Genomic DNA, 15,293 nt, shown 5'->3' with positions numbered 1-15,293 from the left:
ACCCGACGCCGAAGCTGGGGCAAACTGGGCTGGTGGCGAGCAGCATTCCCGAAGAATCCAGCAGTTTCGTCGGCCGGAGGGCCGAACTACGACAGATCGGCCAGGAGTTGACGGACCACCGGCTGGTCACCCTGACCGGACCCGGTGGCGTGGGCAAGACCCGCATCGCCATACGAGCCGCGCGCGCGGCGGCGCCACGCTTCCCCGACGGGGTTTGGTGGGCCGAACTGTGGCCCTTACACAACGAGGGGCTGCTGCTGGCCACCGTATGCGACGCCGTCGGCCTGGCCGACCACACGGCCCGCACCCCCGCGGCGGCGCTGTGCGAATGGCTCGCCGACAAACGGCTGCTGCTGGTCCTGGACTCCTGCGAACACCTCGTCGACGCCTGCCGCGATCTCCTCGCGGACCTGCTGACGGCCGCCCCCCACCTGACCGTGCTGGTCACCAGCCGGCAGCCGCTGGACCTCGTCGGCGAGTGGACCACCGAGATCGGCCCGCTGCCCTGCACCGGCGACAACGACGCGCTGGCCCTGTTCACCGAACGGGCCGGCGCCGCAGCCCCCGGCCTGCGGCTCACCGACCCCCGGCACGCGGCGGCCGCCGACACCATCTGCCGGCGCCTCGAAGGCATTCCGCTGGCCCTGGAACTGGCCGTCGCCCAGCTGGCCGACAGCTCCGTGGAGCGCATCGCCGAGCGGCTGACCTCCCGCTTCGACGCCCTCGACGGCGACCCGCCGACCCGGCTCCCGCGACACCGGACGCTGCGCTGCGCCATCGGCTGGAGCCATGAGCTGTGCACCCCCCTGGAGCGGCTGCTGTGGGCCCGGCTGTCCGTCTTCCGGGGCACCTTCGACGAGGAGTCGGCGGCCTCGGTCTGCGCCGGCGGCCCGCTCACCGAGGAGGAGGTGCGCACCGTACTGGCCGGGCTGGCCGCCAAGTCGGTGCTCACCCGCGAGGGCCCGCGCTTCCGCATGCTCGACACGCTGCGCGAGTACGGCCGGCTGTGGCTCGGCGAACTGAACGAGACGGCCGCCCTGGCGGATCGGCACGCCGCGTACTTCGTGGCCTTCGTCCGCCGCGCCGAACAGGGCTGGCTGGGCCCCGAACAGGTCGCCTGGTACGGCCGGGTCGCCGACGCCCACGTCGACCTGTGCACCGCCCTGGACCACCTCCTGGCCACCGCCCCGGAACAGGCCCAGGAACTCAGCGCCTCGGTCGGCTTCTTCTGGAGCTGCTGCGGCCATCTGCACGAGGCCCGCGACTACACCGCCCGTGCCCTCGCCGCGCACCAGGGACCGAGCCGGGCCCGTACCCGTGCACTGTGGGCGCTGGGCGTCGCCGTACTCGTGCAGGGTGATCTGGCGCTCGCCGACGCCCTGGGCGCGGAGTGCGCCGACGCGGCGCGGGCGGGCGACGACGCGGAGGAGGTGCTTCAGGCCGGCTACCTCATCGGCCTCACCCATCTGATGGCCGGCCGTCCGATGTCCGCGTACACCGTCGTCGAGCAGGTCCTCGGAGCGCCGCCGGACACCCCGTTCGCCTCACCCGGACGGCTGCGCTGCCACCTCGTACGGATCTTCGCGCTCACCAACCTCGGCAAGCTCGACGAGGGCCGCGCCGAGGCCACCGCACTACGCCGCGGCTGTGCGGAGCGCGGCGAACACTGGACCCGCTCCTACACCGACTACCAGCTGTCCCTGGTCGCGCTCTTCCAGGGCCGGCCCGCGGAGTCGGCCGGGCACGCCCGCGCCATGCTCGCCGCCAAGCGGGACATCGGCGACAAGTTCGGGATCGCGCTCGGCCTGGACCTGCTCGCGGCCGCCCTGGCGGCCCAGGGCGAGGGTGCCGCGGCCGCCCGGGTCTACGGATGCGGCCAGGCCGTCTGGCGCACCGTCGGGCATCCCCAGCGAGGCACTCCCGAGCTGCGCGCGGTACGCGAGGAGTGCGAGCGGCGGGCCCGCGCGGCGATCGGCGACGACGCCTACGCGGAGCTCTTCCACCGGGCCAGCGAGGAGCGCCCCGAGGTCGCGCTCGCCCGGATCCTGGCAGGCGACCTGTGACCGCCGCCCCGCATCAGACGGCGGGCTCGCCGGCCAGCGTGTACAGCAGCTCGTAAGCGGTGGGGATCATCCGGCAGCCGTTCCCGCGGCGGGTGGCCAGCGCCACCAGACCGGTGTGCGACGCCGGGTGGTAGCCGAAGAACGCCTGCTGGCCGAAGGTCGCCCCGACGTGGAAGAGCAACGGGCCGCGCGGGGCCGGGTGCTGGAACCACGTCAGGGTGTGGGTGTTGCGGCGCCGCCAGCCGCGGCGCAGCAACGGGACCTGGACGTCGCGCAGCGGCAGCGCCAGCGGAGTGTCCTCGGGGGAGAGGTGCGCTTCGAGGTAGCCGAGCAGGTCCCCGGGGGTGGCGCGGACCGACCCGATGGCGACGAAGGCGCCCATGTCGGTGCTGGGCACCGGCGTCACCCCGTTCGCCCGGTGGCCGATGGCGTCGGTGCCGGTGGCCCCCGGGCCCAGGGTGGTGTCCGCCAGCCCGAGCGGGCGCAGTACGCGGTCGGTGAGCAGGGCCGGGTAACCGGTGCCCGCGGCCTCGGCCATCGCCGGGCCGAGCAGCGCCAGCCCGAAGTTGGAGTAGCGCCAGCGGGTGCCGGGACGGTTGCGGGGCCGGGTCCGGGCGAAGGTGTGCAGCAGGCGCTCGGTGTCGTAGGCGGCGTACCCGTTGACGGACGGGTGCAGCAGGGCGCCGGGGAGCAGGTCGGTGGGGATCCGCGGCAGCCCCGAGGTGTGGGTGGCCAGATGCCGCAGGGTGATCCGCCGCGAGTACGGGTGCGGCAGCGACAGGCGCGGCAGGTACGTGGCGAGCGGATCGTCCAGCGCCAGCACCCCGGCCCTGGCGAGGTCGGCCAGCAGCAGCACGGTGAAGGTCTTCGACAGCGAGCCCACTTCGTAGCGCAGCGCATGGCGCGGGGTGGGCGGGGTCAGGGCCGTGCCGCCGGTGAGCACGGTGCGCAGGCCGCCCCGGGTGACCGCGAGCACCACGTCCGGGGCGTCGATCAGGGTCACCGCGTCCGCGAGGCGGTCGGCGAGCGCGGCGCCGCGTGCCGAGCCCATCAGACGGCGGACATCGCCCGCGAGGTGGCCATCGCGGAGGCGAACGCGGCGACCAGGGTGGGGTGGTGGACCTGGTCGAACACGTAGGCCGGGTCCCCCTCGGGCATCCGGCGCAGGACGGGCATCGCGCCGCAGTCCGACTGCGCGGCGGCGTAGCGCTCCCACAGCGCCGCGTCCAGCGAGGGCCGCGGCAGACAGGCGTCGACGACGAGGAGCTCGCCCAGCAGATCCCAGTGTTCGAGGTCCGCCCAGTCGTTCATCCAGGCCGGCAGGTACCGCGTGAGGTAGTCGGCGACGGCCGGCGGAATGCCCTGGGGGTTCTCGCCCCAGTTCGTGAGGTGGAAGACGGTGTGGGTGATGTCGTAGGCGATGTGCAGCTGCACCGTCCAGGGTTCGGCCAGCTGCCCCAGCCAGGTGCGGGCGAAGGCCTGCGCGAAGTCGCTGCTGGGCACCAGGCCCAGCTTGCGTTCCGCGTTGAGCACGGCCAGCCGCCGGTTGGGCGGCATCTCCAGCGCCGTCCAGGTGCCGGTGCGCCGGCAGACCTCCACCCGCTCCTCCAGACCCGGGTGACGGTGGCCCAGCTCGTGGAAGGGCGCATAGACCTCCAGCGGCACGGGGGACAGCGGCTCGTCGCACTGGAGGCGGGCCAGTACGTTGCCGCCGTCCAGCAGCTCCCGCCAGGCGAAGTCCAGCAGCTGCCCGGCACGGGTCTTCTGCCGGGACCCGGCCACCCCCTCCCGGAACAGCACCTGCATGTTCATCGCCAGCTCCCCGACGGGCTTGAGCCGTTCGGCGACCGCGTCGTTGGTGGCGAAGTCCTCGGGGGTCAGCCGGAAGCGCTCACGGTGCTCGTCGAGCCAGGACAGCGCCCGGTCGCCGACACCGTGCAGCAGGGCGGGGGATGCGGCGGTCACCATCACGGGGCTGTCTCGCTTTCACAGAGGGTCCGCCCGCCCGCCGGCGCCGGCCCGCCGGCCGACGGACCGGCCTCGGCCTCGTCGGCGGCGATCCGGGCGAGGGTGGCGGCGAACGCGGTCACCAGGGTGGAGTGGTAGCAGGCGATGAAGACCTCGTACGGGTCGCCCGACGACGGGGCCGTGCCGATCTCCGGAACGCTGCCGTCGGCCGCCTGCGCCGCGGCCAGCCGCTGCCAGGCCGCCGTGTGGTACGGAGCCGCGGGCAGGCAGGCCGTCACGGCCAGCAGCTCGCCCACCAGGTCCCACGACTCCTCCTCCAGCCAGTTCTCCAGCCAGGAGGGGAGCCACAGCCGCAGATAGCCGGCGAGTTCGGGGGACAGCCGTTGCCGGTTGCGGCCCCAGTCGGTGAGGTGGAAGACGTCATGGGTCACGCCGTAGGCCGCCCTGCGGTCCAGTGCCCACGGCTCCGGCAGCCGGCCGAGGCCGGTCAGCGCGAGCACGGCGGCGAAGTCGGCGTGCTGGCGCAACCCGATCCGCCGCTCGGTGTTGAGCACGCCGAGCGTACGGGTGTGGTCCTCGCGCGCCACCCGCCAGCCGCGCAGCCGCATGGTGGTCTGCAGCAGATCGTCGGCCTCGGCATGGCGCAGCCCGGCCTGGGTGAAGATCCCGTAGAGCTCCGCCGGATAGGTGGCGAACGGCTCGCCGCGGATCAGCTCGGCGAACAGCTCGCCGTCCCGGGTCTCGTTCCAGGCGAACGAGAACAGACCGCGGGCCGTCTGGCGGATGTCGTCCCGCGGGTGCAGGACCCCGATCAGCTGGGTCAGTTCGGCCAGTTCGCCGAGGGGTTTGAGGGTCAGATTGGGATCGGCGTCGGTCGTCACGTTCGGAGGCAGGCGGAAGAGCCCGCGCGCCTCCTCCAGCCACCCCAGGCTGCCCTGGACCATCCGGTCCAGCAGCCCGGGGTCGCTGGGGGCGGCGGTCACCAGCCCCGCCCGTGGAAGCGCTTGGCGGCCACGACGTGCAGCGCGACCCGTGGCTCGGCGCCACCCATCTGGCGGACGAACGCCAGCCCGCTGTCCAGCCCCAGGGTCTGCGGCACCTCCGGCAGCCGGGCCAGCCAGCGGCCCAGACCGGCCGCCTGCAGCCAGTCGCGCCGGCGTACCGCCCGGACGAAACCGCGGGACAGATCGTCGGTACGGGTGGCCAGTTGCTCGGCGAGACCCGGTGCCAGTTTCGGCAGCGCGAGCGACGCCAGTTGCGACACCCGGTGGGACAGCTTCGGCCAGGGGTCGAGCCCCACCCATTCGATGTCCGCGTCGGGCGCCGCCGGCCAGTGCTGTGCGCCTCCCGGCAGAAACGCGTGCGCGGCCTCGACCAGGCCCCGGTAGGTCCACACCGACACCTGCGAGGCATCGGCTCCCGGTGGATAGGCCGCGAGTGCCTGCCGGACCACCGCTTCGTCGTCCGCGCCGAAAGGCGCCGCCCGGTGTTCCACGGCGTACGGCGCGAGCACGTCGGCGCCGAGCACCCGAACGGCGGCTGGGGTCAGTGCATCTTCTTGCCGCAGAATGCCAGACAACGCATAGGGGTCGCCCTCACCCCGCAGGGCGAGGGCGACCTCAGTTGCGGCATCGGCAAGCGCAGCGCTCAGCGGGACTGCTCCCTGCGTCTGCTCAGCCAACGCTTCGTCCCCTCAGCGAGTGTCCGTCTTGGGCCGGGGGGTGGGCGGCGAGAGCAGGAGCGCCCCGAGGAGGAGCAGTGCAGCCGCGCACTCGCGGGTGTCGCGGAAGACACCGTCGGATTCGGTGGGTTCCAGCAGTCCCTCGACCTCGGCGGCCAGGGTGGCCGTCTCGACGGGCGCTGTGCGGTCAGTAACCATGCGATCAACTCCTTGTGGCGAATGGGATACCAGATTCACATCGGCTTTTATGGGACGCAACGGGAAAAAACGGAACATTAGGCGGTTCGTGTGACTTCACGTCATATGCTCCGCCGTCGTTCGTTCCAGCAAGTCCCTTGATTTCACGCGGAGTTGAAGGAAGGCCGGGTGATACCTGGCGGCTGCCCGGGTGACGGCCCTCAGGGTGAAGCGCGGCCGGTTCGCGCCTCAGGGCCGCGACCTTCGGCGTGGGCGTCGGGTGGCTCGGCCGGCCGGCCCCCGACCGGCAGCGCCTGCCGCACGACGCGCTCCCGGCGCTGGAAGATCTCCTGCAGGGGTCGGCACCGCCGCGCGGCCCGCCCCGTACCGCCACCGACCGAGGCAAGGGCAGGGACCCCATGTACGACGCACTCCTGGCAGAGACCGTCACCCTCACCGGCCACGGCGGCGACCTCATCGAGGCGTACGCCGCCCGGCCGCTCGTCCCCGGGCCGCTCGGGGGTGTGGTGGTCATCCACCACATGCCCGGCTACGACACCGGCAGCAAGGAGATCACCCGCCGGTTCGCCGCCGAGGGCTTCCTGGCCGTCTGCCCCAACCTCTACAGCCGCGAAGCGCCCGGCGCCGAACCGGACGACGCGGCGGCGGTGGCCCGCGCGCGGGGCGGGGTCCCCGACGCGCGCTTGGTCGGGGACGTCGCCGGGGCCGCCCGCTATCTGCGCGGACTGAGCTCCTCCAACCACCGCGTGGGGACCATCGGGTACTGCTCCGGCGGCCGTCAGTCCTTCCTCGCGGCCTGCAGCCTGGATCTGCAGGCCGCCGTGGACTGCTACGGAGGCTTCATCACCCGGCGCCCGCCCGAGGACTTCCCGCTCGCCGTCGAACCGATCGTCCATCTGACCAAGGACCTCGGCTGCCCGCTGCTCGGCCTCTTCGGGGCCGAGGACCAGCACCCGTCCCCGGAGGAGACGGCGGAGCTGGAGAACGCGCTGCGCAAACACGGCAAGGTCCACGCGTTCCATACGTACGAGGGCGCCGGCCACGCCTTCTTCGCGGTGAACCGGCCCAGCTACCACCCGCAGGTCGCGCAGGAGGCCTGGCAGCGGGTGCGCGAGTTCTTCGGACGCCATCTGAGCGGGTGAGGAGGGCGTGCTGCGCGGCTGCTTCCTCATGCGCACCTGCCGCCCCGTTTCACCGGCCTGCCCTGTGCACCCGCCGCTCCTCTTCACCGGCCTGCCCGCACCCTCCGCCCCGTTTCACCGGCCTGCCCTGTGTGCCCGCCGATCCTCTTCACCCGCCTGCTGCACCCGCCGCTCCTCTTCACCCGCCTGCCCGCACGCTCCGCCCCGTTTCACCGGCCCGCCCTCGTACCTACACCCGCCCACCCCCCGTAGGGGGGTGGGCGGAGGGGAAAAAGACCAGGCGGCGAGCTTTCGCCCCGCTGCCCTACAGTGCCAAGGTGCCGACGTACAGCATTGGTCAGGCAGCCGGGCTGCTGGGAGTGAGTGCGGAGACCGTCCGCCGGTGGGCCGACGGCGGTCAGCTGCGGATGGACCGGGACGGCGCGGGGAACCGCATGCTCGACGGGGTGAGCCTGGCGGCGTTCGCCAAGGAGCGCGCCGCCGGACTGCATCCGGTGCCGGGCGATGTGCTGACGTCCGTACGGAACTCGTTCGCGGGCATCGTCACCAAGGTGACCATGGACGAGGTGATCGCCCAGGTCGAGATCCAGTCCGGGCCGCACCGGCTGGTGTCGGTCGTCAGCCGGGAGGCGGTCGAGGAGCTGGGCATCGAGGTCGGGGTGACCGCCACCGCCCGGGTGAAGTCCACCAACGTGCACATCGACCGGCCGGGCGACCGGAGTTGAGCCGTCCGCGCGAGGGGGGCCGGGCGTCGGCGCGGCTTCCTCGGGGGCCCGGCAGCCTCAGCGGCACAGCAGTGCGGCCCGCAGGTCCAGTTTGTGGTCGAGCCGGGACAGGTCGCGCCCGGTGAGCATCTCTATGCGCTGGATGCGGTAGTGCACCGTGTTCACATGCAGCCGGAGCTTCTCGGCCGTACGCGACCAGGACCCGTGCTGTGCGAGGAAGACCTCCAGGGTCTCCAGCAGCATCCTGTGCGAGGCGGAGCCGCCGCGCGCCAGCGGGCCCAGCACCCGGCTGCTGAAGGCCCTGCGGACATCGGCCGGGACCCCGGCGAACAGCGGGCCCATCGTGCTGAGGTCGTCGACGCGGACCACCCGGGAACCGTCCGGTGCCTCGGAGCGGGCCGCCGCCAGCGCGTAACGGGCCTGCTCCAGCGCGGAACCCAGTCCCTCGGCCGCGGCTGCCGGCGCGCTGACCCCCGCGTGCAGCGGCGCCTGCCGAAGGGCGTGCGGGGCCGGCCACACGTCGTCCGGCGGGGTGCGTTCGCACCGTCGCTCGGCCTCCGGTGTCGCAGGGACGACGGCGACCGCCTCGCCACCCGGTAGCCCGCCGGCCGCGAACGGCTCACCGGGGGAGTGCCGCAGCACCTCGACCAGCGCGCTCACCGCACCGTCGCCGTCCGCACCGCCGAGGGTGGCCACCACCACCCGGTACGGACCCGAGGCGGGCAGTCCGCAGCTGCGCAGCGCGGCGTCGAGCGCCGCACCGTCGGCCGGGCCGGCGTCGACGAGCGCGACCAGCTCGTCGGCCGCCCGCCGCTCGTCCGGCCGTACGGCCTCGGTGACGGCCCGGAAGGTGGTGCGCGCGGGCACCGCCACCAGCACGGTCTCGTACGCACGGCAGGCGTCGACGAGCGCGCCGGGGATCTCGCCGGGCGCCTTCTCGGCGGCCAGCAGCGCGGCGGCACCGGCCGAGCGCAGCGCCGCGACGAAGCGGTCGGCCTGCGTGTGGTCGTCGCCGGGCGCCCACCACCCCAGACCGCTCAGCACCAGCTCGCCCGGGCGCACCAGCCCCGTCGGGTCCGCGAGGTCGGTGGTGGTGACCCCGCGGATTTCCCGGTCGAGGAGGGAGCCCTCGCCCCACAACAGGGTCAGATCGAGCGAATCGACCTGGAGGAGATCTCGGACGTGCATGTGCTGACTCCTTGCGCGGCTGCCGGAGGCGTGCTCCGGCACGCTCACCTTCGCGAGGCGAATGCGGGTCCCAACATCGTAAACCTCGGATATGCCGCCCTCACGCCCCATTTCCCCTCACAGCGGCAAACTGGAAGCTCGCACGAGGGTGGCATGTGTGGTTCAGGACCGACCCGCTCGGGCATCACTGGGAGGCAGCCGCCGCTGGACGGATCGCCTCAAGGGGGACCCCAATGACGCGTACGAGCCGAATCGACCCGCCGTCCCGCACCGCCGCCGTCCGCCCGACGGACCCCGAGGATGCCGTACGGGCCGATCCCCGGCGCCTGGTGATCCGCGGTCAGCTGCGCCGTCCGCTGACGCTGACCGTCGCCGACCTGCGGGAGGCCCGACGGACCGGCCGGCGGCGCCGCCGTCGCGGGCCGCCCCGCGCCCGCCCGTCCGCCCCGCGCCCCACGACCTCGCGCCCCCTCCCCGCATACGCCCGGGGCGCCGCACTTCGTCCGTTCCTCCAAGCGGCTCGGCGTCGGCCTGGCATCTGCCATATAGGTTCGTCCGGCGGATTGCAGATGCGACCTTGAGCTGCATATCTTGTCGCACATGCAGTCCTACACGATTGGTCAGGCGGCGCGGCTGCTGGGCGTCAGCCCGGACACCGCGCGTCGCTGGGCCGATGCCGGCAAAGTCGCGACCCATCGCGACGACAGCGGCCGCCGCCTCATCGACGGCCGCGATCTGGCCGCCTTCTCCGTCGAGGTGGCGCAGCACGGCACCGGTGAGGACGACGGCTCGTACACCTCCGCGCGCAACGCCTTTCCGGGCATCGTCACCGCCGTCACACTCGGCGACGTCGCCGCCCAGGTCGAGATCCAGGCCGGTCCGCACCGCCTGGTGTCCCTGCTGACCCGGGAAGCGGTGGAGGAGCTCGGCCTGGAGGTCGGCATGCAGGCCACCGCCCGCGTGAAGTCCACCAGCGTGCACATCGACCGCACCTGACCGACCGCATCTGACCGACCGCGGCAGCACCACAGCCGGAGCGCCCCCACCGTGCCGATGCCAGCTGCCCACCCCAGCGGCGTCGCCCGTCCACGGCGCGGCTTTTCCCATCCGCTCGGGCGGCGTCCGCCGTCCCGCGTCACAAGGAGTCCTGCCTCATGCCTCAGCTCGTCAGCGGGCGCCGCGCCGCCGCCGCGATCGTCACCGCCGCCCTGCTCGTTCCGCTCGCCGCCTGCGGGGAGGGAGCGGACAAGAAGAAGGACGACGGCGACGCGAAGTCCGGCGGCGCCACCAAGGCGGAGCTCACCGTGCTGGCAGCCTCGTCGCTGACCGATGTCTTCCAGAAGGCCGGCGCGCTCTACGAGAAGGACCACCCGGGCACGAAGGTGAAGTTCTCCTTCGCCGGTTCCCAGGAGCTGGCCGCCCAGGTCAGGGAGGGCGTCCCCGCCGACGCGCTGGTCACCGCCGACACCAAGACGATGGACAGCCTCAAGGTCGACACCGGTGCCCCGACCGTCATCGCCAAGAACCGCCTGGTCATCGCGACCGGTGAGGGCAACCCGAAGAAGATCACCGCGCTCAAGGACCTCGCCAAGAGCGACCTGAAGGTCGTGCTCGCCGCCTCCGAGGTGCCGGTCGGCCGCTACAGCAAGCAGGTGCTGGACGCCCAGAAGCTCACGGTCAAGCCGGTCTCCCAGGAGCCCAACGTCCGCGCGGTCCTCAGCAAGGTGGAGCTCGGCGAGGCCGACGCCGGCCTGGTCTACAAGACGGACGCCGCCACCGCGCCGAAGAAGGTCGACGCCGTCGACATCCCCGACGCCCAGAACGCCGTCGCCTCCTACCCGGCCGCGACCCTCAAGGCCTCCGAGCACTCGGCGGCCGCGGCGGCGTTCGTGAAGTGGCTGAGCACGCCGGCGGCCCAGAAGCTCCTGCGGCAGGCGGGCTTCCAGCAGCCGTAGGGGATCCCTCCCCAACGGTGCGCGGCGTCGCACGGGTCTGTCCGGCTCGGGGGAGCGGACAGCCCCGTGCGCGCCGCCGTTCGACACGGCTCACGCCGGTCCGACCAGCCCTGCCTCCAGGAACCGTCCAGTCCCAGGAACGCCCGATGACACGCCTTCGCATCCCGGCCGCGCGCCCGGCGGGCCGGCGCCGCGCGCCCGGCACCCGTACGCCCGTCGCGCTGGCGGTGCCCGCGCTCGTCGCCGTCGCGTTCCTGCTGATGCCGCTCGTCGGCATCCTCGCCCGGACCTCCTGGGGCGAACTCGGCACCCATCTGACCAGTCCGGGCGTCACCGAGGCACTGAGTCTCTCGCTGCTGGTCTCCTTCTGGGCGCTGGGGCTGTCGCTGCTGCTGGGCGTACCGCTGGCCTGGCTGCTGGCCCGGGTCAGTTTCCCCGGCAAGGCGCTGGTCCGCTCGCTGGTGCTGCTGCCGATGGTGCTGCCGCCGACGGTCGGCGGTGTCGCCCTGCTGCTCGGCTTCGGCCGCCGCGGAGTCCTCGGCCCCTGGCTGGAGGACACCTTCGGCATCGTGCTGCCGTTCCACACCTCGGGCGCCGTGGTCGCCGCCACCTTCGTCGCGATGCCGTTCCTCGTCATCAGCCTGGAGGGCACGCTCGCCGGGCTGCGCCCCCGCTACGAGGAGACCGCGGCCTCCCTCGGCGCCTCACCCGTCCGGGTCTTCTGCACGGTCACCCTGCCCATGGTCGCGCCCGGCCTCGCCGCCGGCGCCGCGCTGACCTGGGCCCGCGCGCTCGGCGAATTCGGTGCCACGATCACCTTCGCCGGCAATCTGCCCGGCACCACCCAGACCCTGCCGCTCCAGGTCTATCTGCTGCTCCAGGACTCCCCGGAGGCCGCCACCTCGGTCTCGCTGCTGCTGCTCGTCATCGCCATGGCCGTACTGATCTGCCTGCGCGGCCGCTGGACCGGTGCCACCACCGGCCGCCCGGCCCGCGACGTACGGGCCGCGGAGGACACCGACCTCCCGGCCCCCTCCGCCACCGCCGGCGAACCGACCGCCACCCCGTCCGCCCCCGCCCGGGAACGCTGGCCGCTGCACGCCGACGTCACCGGCTTCAACCAGCTCACCCTGGACGCCGAACCGGGCACCACCATCGCCGTCGTCGGCCCGAACGGAGCCGGCAAGACCACCCTGCTGCGCGCCCTGCTCGGCCTCACCCCGCGCGCCCACGCCACGCTCCGCCTCGGCGACACCGACGTCACCACGCTGCCCCCGCACCGCCGCGGTGTCGCCTGGGTCCCCCAGGACGGCGCGCTCTTCCCGCATCTGAGCGCCCTGAGCAACACGGCATACGGTCTGCGCGCCCACGGCACCGCCCGCGCCGAGGCCCGCCGCGCCGCGCGGCAGTGGCTCGACCGGCTCGGCGTGGGCCATCTCGCGCACCGCAGACCCGCGCAACTCTCCGGCGGGCAGGCCCAACGCGTCGCGCTGGCGAGGGCGCTCGCCGCCCGGCCCCGGCTGCTGCTGCTCGACGAGCCGCTCGCCGCGCTCGACCAGACCACCCGCGCGCACGTCCGCCACACCCTGCGAAGCCATCTGGCGGGTTTCGGCGGCGTCTGCCTGATCGTCACCCACGACCCGGTCGAAGCGGTTTCGCTCGCCGACCGCGTCCTCGTCCTCGACGACGGCCGCGCCCTCCAGGACGCCCCGCCCGCCGAGGTCACCCGCCATCCGCGCTCTCCCTGGGTCGCCCGGATGCTGGGCCGCAACGCCTGGCCGGGCATCGCCACCGGCGACGGTCTCGGGCTCGCCGCCGGCGGTCGTCTCGTCGTCGCCGACCCCCTGCCGGAGGGTTCCCGGGCGCTGGCGATCATCGCCCCGGAGGCCGTGTCGCTCCACCTCGACAAGCCCGCGGGCAGCCCCCGCAACATCTGGCCCGGGACCGTACGGGAGATCACCTCGGCGGGCAGCCGGCTGCGGGTACTGGTCACCTCGCAGCAGGCCCCCGACCTGGTGGCCGAAATCACTCCATCGGCCGCCCTCGAACTCGGCCTCGCCGACGGGGTGTCCGTATGGACCAGCGTCAAGGCCACCGAAATCTCGCTCGTGACGCTCTGAGGATCAGTCGTGCGGCGTGGCCGCCGGCTCCAGCACGAACACCGGGATCACCCGGTCCGTCTTGCGCTGGTAGTCGTCGTAGTCCGGGTACGCCTCGACCGCGCGCCGCCACCACAGGGCCTTCTCCTCGCCGGTCACCTCACGCGCCGTCATGTCCCGCCGCACCGGGCCGTCCTGCAGCTCCACCCGGGGGTCCGCCACGACGTTGTGGTACCAGACCGGGTGCTGGGGCGCGCCGCCCAGGGAGGCCACCACGGCGTAGGTGCCGTCGTGCTCCACCCGCATCAGCGGGCTCTTGCGGATCTTTCCGCTCTTCGCTCCCCGGGTGGTGAGGACGACGACGGGCATCCCGCGCATCGTGGTGCCCTCCGTGCCGCCCGAGCTCTCATACAGTGCGACCTGATCGCGCACCCACTGCGCCGGACTCGGTTCGTACTCACCCTGAAGAGGCATGCTGTCCGTCCCATCTGCCAAGACACGAGTGGTGACCGGTGTCGTACCGACCGATCACCGCCGACCGGGTTGGTGCGGGTCACCGACGGGCGCTGCGCGCGCCGGTGATCGCCTGACCTTCGCTCAACAAGCAACGCGGGCGCAATCATCCCGGCCCGCGGCCGTGTCCTGGACGCGCTGTCCGTCGCGCCCTTCCGCAGGCCGTGCCGCCGCCCTACGGTCTCGCGCATGACCACCCAGCGGTTCACTCCCGGCTCCGCCGCACCGCCCTCTCCGCCCGCCTCCCACACCACCCTCGAACGGAACGCCATCGGCACCGGTGACCTGGTCTTCTTCGTCGTGGCCGCGGCCGCCCCACTGACCGTCATGGCCGGTGCGGCGCCGGTGGCGATCGCGATGGCCGGCCGGGCGGCGCCGCTGGGCTACCTCCTGTCCGGGCTGCTGCTGATCGTCTTCGCCGCCGGCTTCACCGCGATGAGCCGCTACGTCCGCAACGCCGGCGCGTTCTACGCCTACATCGGGCGCGGGCTCGGCCGGGCGGCCGGCGCCGGTTCGGCGTATGTGGCCCTGCTGTCGTACAACGCCGTCGAGGTCGGGCTGCTGGCCGTCTTCGGACGGTTCACCGCGTCGGGGTTCTCGGCGCTGACCGGTGTGCGGGTGCCCTGGTGGGCCTGGGCGCTGGCCGGTCTCGCGGCCATCGCGCTCCTCGGCTACCGCAGGGTCACCCTGAGCGCCAAGGTGCTCGGTGCCGCGCTCGTGCTGGAGGTGCTGATCCTGCTGGTCTTCGAGGTCGCGGTGTGCGCGCACGGCGGCGGGCCCGACGGACCGCAGTTCGGGGCGCTCTCGCCGGAGCACCTCGGCACCGCGGGCGCCGGCGGTATGTTCGTGCTGTCCGTCGGCGCGTTCATCGGCTTCGAGGCGACCGCGATCTACGCCGAGGAGGCGCGCCGTCCGGAGCGCTCGGTGCCGCGCGCCACCTATGCGGCCGTCGGATTTCTCGCGCTCTTCTACACCTTCACGGTCTGGACGATCGTCAACGCCTACGGGGCGGACCGCGTGCAGGCGGTGGCCAACGGCGAGGCGGGCACCGACATGGTCTTCGCCGCCACCGGGCGGTTCGCCGGTGCCTGGGCCGCCGACGCGATGCACGTCCTCATCGTCACCAGCACCTTCGCCGCCACCCTCGCCTTCCACAACGGCGCCACCCGCTACTTCTACGCCCTGGGCCGGGAACGTCTGCTGCCGCGCCGTCTGGGCACGGTCACCGCGCACAGCCGGTCCCCGGCCGCGGCCGTCATCCTCCAGTCGGCGATCGCCCTGCTCGTCGTCCTCGCCACGGTTCTCACCGGCCGGGACCCCTACGCGGTCACCTTCCTGTGGACCAGCGGTACCGGGATCCTCGGTGTCATGCTGCTGCAGGCGCTCGCCGCCCTCGCCGTCGTCGGCTTCTTCCGCCGCGACCGCAGGGGGCTGCCCGCCTGGCGCGTGCTGGCCGCGCCGCTGCTCGCCGCGGCCGGCCTGGCCACGGTCATCGTGCTGGTCTGCGCCGACTTCGGCCTGCTGACCAGCGCGCCGACGGGCACCAACATCGCCCTGCTGGTGCCCCTGCCGCTCGCCTTCGCGCTCGGTACGGCCGTGGCGCTGCGCATCCGCCGCCGCGACCCACGGGCGTACCGGCGGCTGACGACGGGGGAGACGGAGCCGGCGCCGAGCGCCACGAGGAGGGAGAGCAGCACGGCCCCCAGGGTGACCAGGACGCTGTTGCGCCAGAACAGTCCGAAGCCGTCCGCCTGCACCGCC

Annotated in this window: 13 protein-coding genes and 2 pseudogenes; 7 read left to right on the top strand and 8 right to left on the bottom strand. The window is 73.4% G+C overall.

What is annotated here, in order from left to right; translation table 11 throughout:
- Positions 1–32: 32 nt before the first annotated feature.
- Entirely contained in the window at positions 33–2,063 is a 2,031-nt protein-coding gene (locus ACFWZH_RS31035) for an ATP-binding protein (protein WP_384438662.1), read from the top strand.
- A gap of 13 nt (positions 2,064–2,076) precedes the next feature.
- Here ACFWZH_RS31035 and ACFWZH_RS31030 read toward each other — a convergent pair whose 3' ends face one another.
- Genes ACFWZH_RS31030 through ACFWZH_RS31010 form a run of 5 tightly spaced genes read right to left on the bottom strand, consistent with a single transcriptional unit; the run spans position 2,077 to position 5,910 of the window.
- Positions 2,077–3,114: a serine hydrolase domain-containing protein gene (locus ACFWZH_RS31030; protein WP_384438659.1), complete on the bottom strand. Its 1,038-nt coding sequence runs from the start codon at positions 3,112–3,114 to the stop codon at positions 2,077–2,079.
- Positions 3,114–4,031 carry a DUF6895 family protein gene (locus tag ACFWZH_RS31025; RefSeq protein ID WP_384438656.1) on the bottom strand — a complete coding sequence of 306 codons (918 nt, stop codon included), beginning with the start codon at positions 4,029–4,031 and terminating at the stop codon, positions 3,114–3,116. Before ACFWZH_RS31025 ends, ACFWZH_RS31030 begins: the two co-directional genes overlap by 1 nt.
- Positions 4,031–5,014, bottom strand: coding sequence for a DUF6895 family protein (locus ACFWZH_RS31020; RefSeq protein WP_384438653.1), 984 nt, complete (start codon positions 5,012–5,014; stop codon positions 4,031–4,033). Before ACFWZH_RS31020 ends, ACFWZH_RS31025 begins: the two co-directional genes overlap by 1 nt.
- Positions 5,011–5,712, bottom strand: coding sequence for a hypothetical protein (locus tag ACFWZH_RS31015; protein ID WP_384438650.1), 702 nt, complete (start codon positions 5,710–5,712; stop codon positions 5,011–5,013). The genes ACFWZH_RS31020 and ACFWZH_RS31015 overlap by 4 nt, the downstream gene beginning before the upstream one ends.
- Before the next feature lie 12 nt (positions 5,713–5,724).
- Positions 5,725–5,910, bottom strand: a complete 186-nt coding sequence (locus ACFWZH_RS31010) for a hypothetical protein (RefSeq protein ID WP_384438647.1) — start codon at positions 5,908–5,910, stop codon at positions 5,725–5,727.
- A 248-nt stretch (positions 5,911–6,158) separates the two neighbouring features.
- Here ACFWZH_RS31010 and ACFWZH_RS31005 point away from each other — a divergent pair, with 248 nt between their 5' ends.
- Together ACFWZH_RS31005 and ACFWZH_RS31000 are read left to right on the top strand one after the other, a co-directional pair.
- Positions 6,159–7,052, top strand: coding sequence for a dienelactone hydrolase family protein (locus ACFWZH_RS31005; protein ID WP_384438644.1), 894 nt, complete (start codon positions 6,159–6,161; stop codon positions 7,050–7,052).
- A gap of 317 nt (positions 7,053–7,369) precedes the next feature.
- Positions 7,370–7,777, top strand: coding sequence for a molybdopterin-binding protein (locus tag ACFWZH_RS31000; protein WP_384438641.1), 408 nt, complete (start codon positions 7,370–7,372; stop codon positions 7,775–7,777).
- A 57-nt stretch (positions 7,778–7,834) separates the two neighbouring features.
- On the opposite strand, the gene ACFWZH_RS30995 is transcribed toward ACFWZH_RS31000, so the two are convergent.
- Positions 7,835–8,965, bottom strand: a complete 1,131-nt coding sequence (locus ACFWZH_RS30995) for a helix-turn-helix domain-containing protein (protein ID WP_384438639.1) — start codon at positions 8,963–8,965, stop codon at positions 7,835–7,837.
- Between the two features lie 600 nt (positions 8,966–9,565).
- Here ACFWZH_RS30995 and ACFWZH_RS30990 point away from each other — a divergent pair.
- The 3 genes from ACFWZH_RS30990 to ACFWZH_RS30980 all read left to right on the top strand — a co-directional run bounded on the left by ACFWZH_RS30990 (position 9,566) and on the right by ACFWZH_RS30980 (position 13,040).
- Positions 9,566–9,961 (top strand): molybdopterin-binding protein, encoded by a 396-nt coding sequence (locus tag ACFWZH_RS30990; RefSeq protein ID WP_384438636.1) that lies wholly within the window; start codon positions 9,566–9,568, stop codon positions 9,959–9,961.
- Between the two features lie 158 nt (positions 9,962–10,119).
- Positions 10,120–10,920 (top strand): molybdate ABC transporter substrate-binding protein, encoded by an 801-nt coding sequence (modA, locus tag ACFWZH_RS30985; protein WP_384438633.1) that lies wholly within the window; start codon positions 10,120–10,122, stop codon positions 10,918–10,920.
- 146 nt (positions 10,921–11,066) lie between these two features.
- The gene (locus ACFWZH_RS30980; RefSeq protein ID WP_384438630.1) at positions 11,067–13,040 is read left to right on the top strand and encodes an ABC transporter permease; all 1,974 of its coding nucleotides are present in this window, start codon (positions 11,067–11,069) and stop codon (positions 13,038–13,040) included.
- A 3-nt stretch (positions 13,041–13,043) separates the two neighbouring features.
- Here ACFWZH_RS30980 and ACFWZH_RS30975 read toward each other — a convergent pair whose 3' ends face one another.
- Positions 13,044–13,493: a nitroreductase family deazaflavin-dependent oxidoreductase gene (locus ACFWZH_RS30975; RefSeq protein ID WP_384438627.1), complete on the bottom strand. Its 450-nt coding sequence runs from the start codon at positions 13,491–13,493 to the stop codon at positions 13,044–13,046.
- A gap of 228 nt (positions 13,494–13,721) precedes the next feature.
- Between ACFWZH_RS30975 and ACFWZH_RS30970 the strand changes: the two are divergent.
- Positions 13,722–15,092 (top strand): annotated as a pseudogene (locus tag ACFWZH_RS30970) (APC family permease); the annotation flags it as partial.
- Between the two features lie 47 nt (positions 15,093–15,139).
- Here the strand turns inward: ACFWZH_RS30970 and ACFWZH_RS30965 are convergent.
- Positions 15,140–15,293, bottom strand: a pseudogene (locus ACFWZH_RS30965) (carbohydrate ABC transporter permease); the annotation flags it as partial.

This window comes from Streptomyces sp. NPDC059008, assembly GCF_042749045.1.
Classification (GTDB): Bacteria; Actinomycetota; Actinomycetes; order Streptomycetales; family Streptomycetaceae; genus Streptomyces.
The sequence above is the reverse complement of the archived record's forward strand: the minus strand, read 5'-3'. Positions and strand labels throughout refer to the sequence as shown.

Bases quoted from the DNA above. Each gene is read 5' to 3' on its own strand.
- ACFWZH_RS31030 (WP_384438659.1), bottom strand. From the start codon at position 3,114: ATGGGCTCGGCACGCGGCGCCGCGCTCGCCGACCGCCTCGCGGACGCG.
- ACFWZH_RS31025 (WP_384438656.1), bottom strand. From the start codon at position 4,031: ATGGTGACCGCCGCATCCCCCGCCCTGCTGCACGGTGTCGGCGACCGG.
- ACFWZH_RS31010 (WP_384438647.1), bottom strand. From the start codon at position 5,910: ATGGTTACTGACCGCACAGCGCCCGTCGAGACGGCCACCCTGGCCGCC.
- ACFWZH_RS30995 (WP_384438639.1), bottom strand. From the start codon at position 8,965: ATGCACGTCCGAGATCTCCTCCAGGTCGATTCGCTCGATCTGACCCTG.
- ACFWZH_RS30990 (WP_384438636.1), top strand. From the start codon at position 9,566: ATGCAGTCCTACACGATTGGTCAGGCGGCGCGGCTGCTGGGCGTCAGC.
- modA (WP_384438633.1), top strand. From the start codon at position 10,120: ATGCCTCAGCTCGTCAGCGGGCGCCGCGCCGCCGCCGCGATCGTCACC.
- ACFWZH_RS30980 (WP_384438630.1), top strand. From the start codon at position 11,067: ATGACACGCCTTCGCATCCCGGCCGCGCGCCCGGCGGGCCGGCGCCGC.
- ACFWZH_RS30975 (WP_384438627.1), bottom strand. From the start codon at position 13,493: ATGCCTCTTCAGGGTGAGTACGAACCGAGTCCGGCGCAGTGGGTGCGC.